The sequence below is a fragment of the Limnohabitans sp. genome (assembly GCF_044373035.1).
In the GTDB taxonomy this organism is placed as follows: domain Bacteria; phylum Pseudomonadota; class Gammaproteobacteria; order Burkholderiales; family Burkholderiaceae_C; genus Limnohabitans_A.
Genome location: NZ_JBILQU010000034.1, coordinates 19,492 through 27,303 on the forward strand (window position 1 = coordinate 19,492; position 7,812 = coordinate 27,303).

General features: G+C 61.1%; 8 protein-coding genes. 5 read left to right on the forward strand and 3 right to left on the reverse strand.

The features are described from left to right. The first annotated feature begins 34 nt into the window (after positions 1 to 34). The 4 genes from ACIQ47_RS07215 to ACIQ47_RS07230 all read left to right on the forward strand — a co-directional run bounded on the left by ACIQ47_RS07215 (position 35) and on the right by ACIQ47_RS07230 (position 3,766). Positions 35 to 1,846 carry an acyl-CoA dehydrogenase C-terminal domain-containing protein gene (locus tag ACIQ47_RS07215; RefSeq protein ID WP_396437496.1) on the forward strand — a complete coding sequence of 604 codons (1,812 nt, stop codon included), beginning with the start codon at positions 35 to 37 and terminating at the stop codon, positions 1,844 to 1,846. Between the two features lie 19 nt (positions 1,847 to 1,865). Continuing rightward, complete coding sequence (locus ACIQ47_RS07220; protein ID WP_396437497.1) at positions 1,866 to 2,309, forward strand: DUF2147 domain-containing protein; 444 nt, start codon at positions 1,866 to 1,868, stop codon at positions 2,307 to 2,309. Positions 2,310 to 2,357: 48 nt separating this feature from the next. Next, on the forward strand, positions 2,358 to 3,119 hold the full coding sequence (locus tag ACIQ47_RS07225) for an enoyl-CoA hydratase (RefSeq protein WP_396437498.1): 762 nt from the start codon (positions 2,358 to 2,360) through the stop codon (positions 3,117 to 3,119). 164 nt (positions 3,120 to 3,283) lie between these two features. Beyond that, on the forward strand, positions 3,284 to 3,766 hold the full coding sequence (locus ACIQ47_RS07230; protein WP_396437499.1) for a thioesterase family protein: 483 nt from the start codon (positions 3,284 to 3,286) through the stop codon (positions 3,764 to 3,766). Positions 3,767 to 3,779: 13 nt separating this feature from the next. Here the strand turns inward: ACIQ47_RS07230 and ACIQ47_RS07235 are convergent, their stop codons facing one another. Further along, the gene (locus ACIQ47_RS07235; protein WP_108354246.1) at positions 3,780 to 4,190 is read right to left on the reverse strand and encodes an acyl-CoA thioesterase; all 411 of its coding nucleotides are present in this window, start codon (positions 4,188 to 4,190) and stop codon (positions 3,780 to 3,782) included. A 40-nt stretch (positions 4,191 to 4,230) separates the two neighbouring features. Between ACIQ47_RS07235 and ACIQ47_RS07240 the strand changes: the two genes are divergently transcribed. Next, positions 4,231 to 6,075: an ABCB family ABC transporter ATP-binding protein/permease gene (locus ACIQ47_RS07240; RefSeq protein ID WP_396437500.1), complete on the forward strand. Its 1,845-nt coding sequence runs from the start codon at positions 4,231 to 4,233 to the stop codon at positions 6,073 to 6,075. Positions 6,076 to 6,157: 82 nt separating this feature from the next. On the opposite strand, the gene ACIQ47_RS07245 is transcribed toward ACIQ47_RS07240, so the two are convergent. Together ACIQ47_RS07245 and paaD are read right to left on the reverse strand one after the other, a co-directional pair. Next, positions 6,158 to 7,261 carry a 2Fe-2S iron-sulfur cluster-binding protein gene (locus ACIQ47_RS07245; RefSeq protein ID WP_396437501.1) on the reverse strand — a complete coding sequence of 368 codons (1,104 nt, stop codon included), beginning with the start codon at positions 7,259 to 7,261 and terminating at the stop codon, positions 6,158 to 6,160. Positions 7,262 to 7,297: 36 nt separating this feature from the next. Next, a complete protein-coding gene (paaD, locus tag ACIQ47_RS07250; RefSeq protein ID WP_396437504.1) occupies positions 7,298 to 7,798 on the reverse strand; it encodes a 1,2-phenylacetyl-CoA epoxidase subunit PaaD in 501 nt (166 codons plus the stop codon). Between the last annotated feature and the right edge of the window lie 14 nt (positions 7,799 to 7,812).

Below are 7,812 nucleotides of genomic sequence, written 5' to 3' on the forward strand. Positions count from 1 at the left end.
TCCACACTGACGTAACGACCCAAGGAGTCCTGCCGTGCCCCTCTACCACCCGCCCCTTCGAGACATGCAGTTTGTTTTGCACGAGTTGCTTGATGTGAGCGCTGAACTCAAAGCCTTGCCCAAGCACGCCGACACCGACGCCGACACCATCAACGCGGTGCTCGAAGAAGGTGGCAAGTTTGCCGCCGAGGTGGTCTTTCCCCTCAACATCTCGGGCGACACCCAAGGCTGCCAACTGGATCGCAACACGCACGAAGTCAAGGCGCCCGACGGTTTCAAAGAAGCCTATGCGCAATACGTGGCCGGTGGCTGGCCATCGCTGAGCTGCGACCCCGACTTTGGCGGCCAAGGCTTGCCCTTTGTGGTGAACCAGTGCTTTTACGAAATGCTCAACTCGTCCAACCAGGCCTGGACCATGTACCCGGGCTTGAGCCATGGCGCTTACGAGTGCCTGCACGCGCACGGCACGCCCGAGCAAAAAGCCCTGTACCTGCCCAAGCTCACAAGCGGCGAGTGGACCGGCACCATGTGCCTGACCGAGCCGCATTGCGGCACCGACCTGGGGATGTTGCGCACCAAGGCCGAGCCGCAAGCCGACGGCACTTACAAGCTGACTGGCCAAAAGATCTTCATCAGCGCAGGCGAACACGACCTGGCCCCCAACATCGTGCACCTGGTGCTGGCCCGCCTGCCCGATGCGCCGCCCGGCAGCAAAGGCATCAGCCTCTTCATCGTGCCCAAGTTCAATGTGGCCGCTGACGGCAGCATGGGTGAGCGCAATGGCATCTACTGCGGCGGCCTGGAGCACAAGATGGGCATCCACGGCAACGCCACCTGCCAGATGGTTTTGGACGAAGCCGTGGGCACCCTGGTGGGCCAGCCCCACAAAGGTCTGGCCGCCATGTTCGTGATGATGAACGCCGCTCGCCTGGGCGTGGGCAACCAGTCGCTGGGCCTGACCGAGGTGGCTTACCAAAATGCTTTGGCCTACGCCAAAGACCGCGTTCAAATGCGCTCGCTCACCGGCGTCAAAGCCCCCGGCAAACCCGCCGACCCGATCATCGTCCACCCCGATGTGCGCCGCATGCTCATGACGGCCAAGGCTTACGCCGAAGGTGGCCGGGCTCTCGCTTGCTACTGCGCCTTGCTGCTCGACAAAGAGATCAACCACCCCGACGAGGCTGTGCGGGCCGAGGCCGCCGAGGTCGTGGCCCTGCTCACCCCCATCGTCAAGGCCTTCACCACCGACAACGCGTGGGAGGCGACATCGGCCTGCCAACAAGTATTTGGCGGCCACGGCTACATCAGAGAGTGGGGCATGGAGCAGTACGTGCGCGACGCCCGCATCAACATGATTTACGAAGGCACCAACACCATCCAGTCGCTCGACTTGCTGGGCCGCAAAGTGCTGGGCAACCAAGGCGCCACACTCAAAAAGTTTGGCAAACTGGTCGAGCAATTGGTCAAGGCCGAAATGGCCAACGAAGCCATGGGCGAATTCATCAAGCCGCTGGCCGATCTGGGCCAAAAACTCACGCAGTTGACGGGCGAAGTGGGCATGAAAGCCATGAGCAACGCCGACGAAGTAGGCGCTGCGGCGGTCGACTATTTGCGCGTGGTGGGCCACTTGGTGCTCGGTTACTTCTGGGCCCGTTCGGCACAGATTGCACTGGCTAAATTGGCCGAGGCCGAAGAAGAAGCCCAGCGCCCCGACCCGTTCTACCAAGCCAAATTGCAAACCGCGCGTTTTTACTTCACCCGCTTGATGCCCGAGACCTCCAGCCTGATGCGGCGCATCCGCGCGGGCAGCGATGTGCTGATGGACACCGACGCTGCGCTGGCATAAGTCACTGAAAGGAATGAACATGATCAAGCCAACATTTGCATTGACCCTGGGCCTGTTCACCTTGCTAGCGCAAGCACAAATGACGCCGGTGGGCCTGTGGCGCAGCATCGACGACGAGAGCAAGCAGCCTAAAGCAGAAATCCGCATCACCCAAACGGCCAATGCAGGCCTGTCGGGCGTGGTCGAAAAAGGACTACAAAACAACCCTAACACTGAACCCAACTGCACTTTGTGTACCGACGACCGAAAAGGCAAGCCCAAAATCGGCATGGAAATCATCCGGGGCGGTCAACAAAGTGACGGCAAAGCGGTATGGGAAGGGGGCAAAATCCTCGATCCCGAGAACGGCAAGAACTACAGCCTGCGCCTGACCCCCATCGAGGGCGGCAAAAAGCTGGAAGTTCGGGGCTACATCGGTGCCCCCCTGTTGGGCCGCACCCAAACCTGGATTCGGGTTCAGTAAACCCTATCGCCTCGCAAGACCCCACGACACCATGCAACAAGGACCTCCATGTCTGACATCCTGACCCACACCGACGCGGGGGTGATGACCATCACCTTCAACCGCCTTGACAAAAAGAACTCCATCACCGTGGCCATGTACGCGGCCATGGCCGATGCCGTGGCCCGTGCCGGGTCTGATCCCAGCGTCCGCGTGGTGCTGTTTCAGGGACACGAAAGCATCTTCAGCGCAGGCAATGACATTGGTGACTTTCTGAACCAACCGCCCAGCACGCAAGACTCGCCCGTGTTCCGCTTCTTGCGCGGCATCGCCACCTTCGAAAAACCCTTGCTCGCCGCTGTGGCCGGGCCTGCAGTGGGCATCGGCACCACCCTGCTGTTCCATTGCGACCTGGTCTATGCCGGAGACAACGCCGCGTTCTCCATGCCTTTTGTCAACCTGGGCCTTTGCCCCGAGGCGGCGTCCAGCCTGCTGGCCCCGCGCATGTTCGGTTACCACCGCGCCGCCGAAGCCCTGCTCATGGGCGAGCCCTTTTTTGCCGAAGCCGCGCAAGAAGTCGGCCTGGTCAACCGTGTCGTGCCTCCCACCGAAGTCAATGGCTATGCGCAGGCACAAGCCCGCAAGCTGGCCGCCAAACCTTTGACTTCACTGATCGCCACCAAGCGCCTGATGAAAGGCGACACCCAAGCCGTGCTGCAAAAGATGGACGAAGAGGGACAAAGCTTTGGCCGCATGCTGCGCGAACCCGCCGCCAAAGAAGCCTTTGGCGCCTTCATGGAAAAGCGCAAGCCTGACTTTTCCAAACTCTGAAATTACCCCCGCAGGAGCGGTCTCTGACCGCGATCAGTTTCATCGCGGTCTGAGACCGTTCCTACAGCGGGTGACCAGCGCAATTTTTGATGTCGCACACGGCCTTGGACAACCTGTCCAGTCGGTGATGGCCCTGAGTGAGTGGCCATCGATAAAATCCCCAGATGCCCCATCGCAACACTCCCCCCGTCGTTCTGGAACCCGAGTACATCGAAGGCTTTCGCCAGATCTACGAAGAAAAAATTGTCTTTAACAAGACGCTTGGCCTGAAAATGGTCAAGGTCACGCCCGAAGGGGTGGAGGCCCGCATTGACATGCGGCCCGAGATGGTCGGTCACTTTGCCTACAACCGCATCCATGGCGGCGTCATCAGCGCGGTGCTCGACGCGGTTGGAAGCGCGGCCGTGATGGCCGCACTGGCGGCCAAGCACATGGACGAGCCGCCCGCCAAGCGCCTGGAGCGCTTTGCCAAGCTGGGCACCATCGATTTGAGGGTGGACTACTTGCGCCCTGGCATTGGCGAGTACTTCACCATCACTGCCAACGCTTTGCGCGTGGGCTCGCGCGTGGGGTCGTCTCGCATGGAGTTTTGCGGGCCCGACGGGACCTTGATGTCGACAGGCGCTGCGGCTTACATCGTGTCCTGAGCGCCCCAGCGATTCACTCGGCAGGCACGGGTCTGGGCTTGCCTTGGTCGTCCACCGCCACATAGGTCAGGTTCGCTTCGGTGACCTTGATGTACTGGCCTTGCAGCTGAAAGCGTTCGGCAAACACCTCGACCTTGACGGTGACCGAGGTGCGGCCCACCCGCACGATGCGCGAGAAAAACGACAGGATGTCGCCCACCTTGACGGCCTGTTTGAAGATGAACTCGTTGACCGCCACGGTCACCATGCGGCCGCGCACGCGCCGCGCGGGCAACACGGCTCCAGCCAAATCGACCTGGGCCATGACCCAGCCGCCAAAAATATCGCCGCTGGCATTGCAGTCAGCAGGCATGGGGATGACTTTGAGCACCAGCTCTTGGTCAGTGGGCAAAGACACGGTGTTGGGGCGTTGGGTTTCAGACATGGGCACAATCGGTGGTTAACGTTGAACTGGATTGTCCTTTATGCGCCAACACGGCGAACCTGCCGCTTCTGCTTCCCCCCATTCACCTCAACCCGGTACAGCTTCCGACAAGGCTGCCCAGCCGCCTGCAGGCAATGATTGGAAAACCCTCTCGCGCCTCTTGCCTTATTTGTGGCAATACAAATGGCGTGTGGTGATTGCCCTGAGCCTGATGGTGTGTGCCAAGCTGGCCAACGTCAGTGTGCCCCTGCTGCTCAAAGAGCTGGTGGACGCCATGAGCCTCAAGCCCGGCGACCCGCAGGCCGTGTTGGTGGTACCGGTGGCATTGTTGGTGGGTTACGGCGCTTTGCGTTTGCTGACCTCTGCGTTCACCGAGCTGCGCGAATTGGTGTTTGCCAAAGCCACCCAAGGCGCTTCGCGCAGCATCGCCTTGGAAACCTTCGAGCACTTGCACGCTTTAAGCCTGCGCTTTCATCTGGCGCGGCAGACCGGCGGCATGACGCGTGACATCGAGCGAGGCGTGCGCGGCATCGAGTCGCTGATTTCGTATTCGCTCTACAGCGTCATCCCGACCTTGATCGAGGTGGGCCTGGTGCTGACCATTTTGGCCGTCAAGTTCGACGCTTGGTTTGCAGGCATCACGTTGACAGCCTTGGTGTTTTATATTTTCTTCACCGTGCGCGTGACCGAATGGCGCACCCAATTTCGCAAGCAGGCCAACGAGTTTGATTCGGCTGCCCACACGCGAGCGGTTGACTCGCTCTTGAACTACGAAACCGTCAAATACTTTGGCAATGAGCGGTTCGAGGCGGGTCGCTACGACGAAAGCCTGGAGCGCCTGCGCTTGTCGCGCCTGAAGGCGCAAACCTCTTTGTCCTTGCTCAATACCGGGCAGCAGCTCATCATCGCTGCGGCTTTGGTGACCATGCTTTGGCGCGCTACCGAAGGTGTGGTGGCTGGGCGCATGACCTTGGGCGATTTGGTCATGATCAATGCCTTCATGATCCAGCTCTACATCCCGCTCAACTTTCTGGGTGTGCTGTACCGGGAGATCAAGCAAAGCCTGACCGACCTGGACAAGATGTTTGTGCTGATGGACCGCGAGCGCGAAGTGGCCGATGCGCTGGGTGCGCCCGCTCTGACCTTGCAAGGCGCACCCGATGTGGTGTTTGACCGCGTGTCGTTTGCTTACGAACCCGATCGCCCGATCTTGAAAGACATCAGCTTCATGATTCCGGCCGGCAAAACCGTGGCGGTGGTCGGCCCTTCGGGCTCGGGCAAGTCCACGCTGGCGCGCCTGATGTTCCGTTTTTACGATGTGCAGCAGGGCTTCATCCGCATTGCAGGGCAAGACATTCGGCAGGTCACGCAAACGAGTGTGCGCCAAGCCTTGGGCATCGTGCCGCAAGACACGGTGCTGTTCAACGACAGCGTGGCCTACAACATTGCTTATGGTCGGCCCGGTGCCACCCAGGCCGAGATTGAGGGCGCTGCGCGTTCGGCCCGCATCCACGACTTCATCGCCTCCACCCCCAAGGGCTACCGAACCTCGGTGGGCGAGCGCGGGCTGAAGTTATCGGGTGGCGAAAAGCAGCGCGTGGCCATCGCCCGCACCTTGCTCAAGGACCCGCCGATTCTGGTATTTGATGAAGCCACCTCGGCACTCGACTCGGCCAATGAACGCGCGATCCAGTCCGAGCTGGCCAATGTGGCGCAAAACAAAACCACGCTGGTGATTGCGCACCGCCTGTCCACAGTGGTCGACGCGCACGAGATTTTGGTGATGGAGGCCGGGCAAATCATCGAGCGCGGCAACCATGCCGAGTTGCTGGCCCAACAAGGCCGCTACGCCAGCATGTGGGCGATGCAGCAGTCGGCCGAATGAGTGCCGGCCCTGCCAAGATGTCGCTGCATCCACGCCTGAGCTGACGCGAGCAACCCGTTCTTTGACGGGTGCTTCCTTGACTTCAGCGCTCGTCGAAACTCACCACCACGCGGCCGCTGGTGGGGCGTGCCTGGCAGGACAAGATGAACCCTTGCTCGACTTCGGGTTTTTCGAGGGTGAAGTTCTTCTCCATGTCGGTTGTGCCTTCCATGACCTTGCAGCGGCAGGTGCAGCAAACCCCGGCCTTGCACGAGTAGGGCAGGTCCAGACCCAATGACAAGGCGATGTCCAGAATCTTCTCGTTGCGGTTCATCGGCAGGTTGTAGGGCTTGCCGTCGAGCACCACGGTGAGTTGCACTTCACCTTGCTCGCGTGTTGCGGGCTGGCCCAGAACGGCTTGGGCGCGGGCTTCGGGTGTCAGCGCATCGAGCGTGGGCGAGCCAAAGCGCTCGGTGTGGATGCGGTCGGCCTTCAAGCCTGCGCTGAGCAGCGCCTGCTCGGTGGCTTCGATCATGGCCTCGGGGCCGCACACGAACACTTCGTCCATGCTGCCCACGGGCAAGAAGGCGTCGATGATGGCCTGAACTTTGGCGGCATCAATGCGCCCTTCCAGCAAAGGCACTTCTTGCGCTTGGCGCGACAGGATGTGGATCAGCGTCAGACGTGAAGGGTAGCGGTCTTTCAGGTCTTGCAGCGCTTCGTTGAACATCACACTGTCCATGCGCCGGTTGCCATAAACCAAGGTGAATTTGCTGTCAGACTGCTCTTCCAGGGTGCTCGACAAGATGGACAGGATGGGCGTGATGCCAGAGCCTGCGGCAAAGCCCACGCGGTGGATGGCGCGGGGGCGTTGCACCACAAAACGGCCATCGGGTGGCATCACGCGCAAGGTGTCGCCCGCTTTGAGTTGGGTGGCCGCCCAGTTGGAGAACACGCCCCCATGCACCGGGCGAATGCCCACCTCGAGCATGCCTTGTTTTTGCAGCTGGCTGCGGGCCGAGCTGATGGAGTAGCTGCGTCGCACATCGGTGCCAGCAATGTCGGCGCGCAAGGTCAGGAACTGGCCGGGCTGGAAGTCGAAGCTGCTGCGCAGCTCGGTGGGCACGTTCAGCGTGATCGCCACCGCTCCAGCCGCTTCGGGGTTGATGCGTGCGATCGGGAGGTCATGAAATCGGGGTGCGGACATGGCTTGAGGCTCTGAAGCTGGGTGGCTTGTGGCCGCTCAGTAAGGTTTGAAGTAATCGAAGGGCTCCATGCAGGCCAGGCACCGGTAAAGGGCCTTGCAAGCGGTCGAGCCGAAATGGGAAGTTTCGGTGGTGTTGGCCGAGCCACACTGCGGGCAGTGCACCACCTCGGCTTTGGCCCCGCGCGCTGCAAACTGCACTACGCTGGCCGCCCCTGTGCCGCTGCTGGCGCAGGCATGCGGCGGGGCGATGCCATAAGCGCGCAGTTTGTCTTTGGCGGTTTCACTCATCCAATCGGTGGTCCAGGCCGGGGCCAGCTGCGTGACCACGCGACCTTGCAGGCCGTGGGCTTGCAACAGGGATTTCACATCGTCCTCGATCTGGCCCATCGCCGGACAGCCGCTGTAAGTGGGCGTGATGACCACTTCCAACCCCTCATCACTTGCGCGCACGTCGCGCAAAATGCCCAGCTCGCGCAAAGTGACCACCGGGATTTCCGGGTCGGTCAAGCTGTCGAGCAGGGTCCAAGCGCGGGCCACATCGGCGGTGCTGG

What these genes read in the sequence shown, in the direction of transcription:
- ACIQ47_RS07220 (WP_396437497.1), top strand. Translation starts at nt 1,866, where the DNA reads ATGATCAAGCCAACATTTGCATTGACCCTGGGCCTGTTCACCTTGCTA.
- ACIQ47_RS07225 (WP_396437498.1), top strand. Translation starts at nt 2,358, where the DNA reads ATGTCTGACATCCTGACCCACACCGACGCGGGGGTGATGACCATCACC.
- ACIQ47_RS07230 (WP_396437499.1), top strand. Translation starts at nt 3,284, where the DNA reads ATGCCCCATCGCAACACTCCCCCCGTCGTTCTGGAACCCGAGTACATC.
- ACIQ47_RS07235 (WP_108354246.1), bottom strand. Translation starts at nt 4,190, where the DNA reads ATGTCTGAAACCCAACGCCCCAACACCGTGTCTTTGCCCACTGACCAA.
- ACIQ47_RS07240 (WP_396437500.1), top strand. Translation starts at nt 4,231, where the DNA reads ATGCGCCAACACGGCGAACCTGCCGCTTCTGCTTCCCCCCATTCACCT.
- ACIQ47_RS07245 (WP_396437501.1), bottom strand. Translation starts at nt 7,261, where the DNA reads ATGTCCGCACCCCGATTTCATGACCTCCCGATCGCACGCATCAACCCC.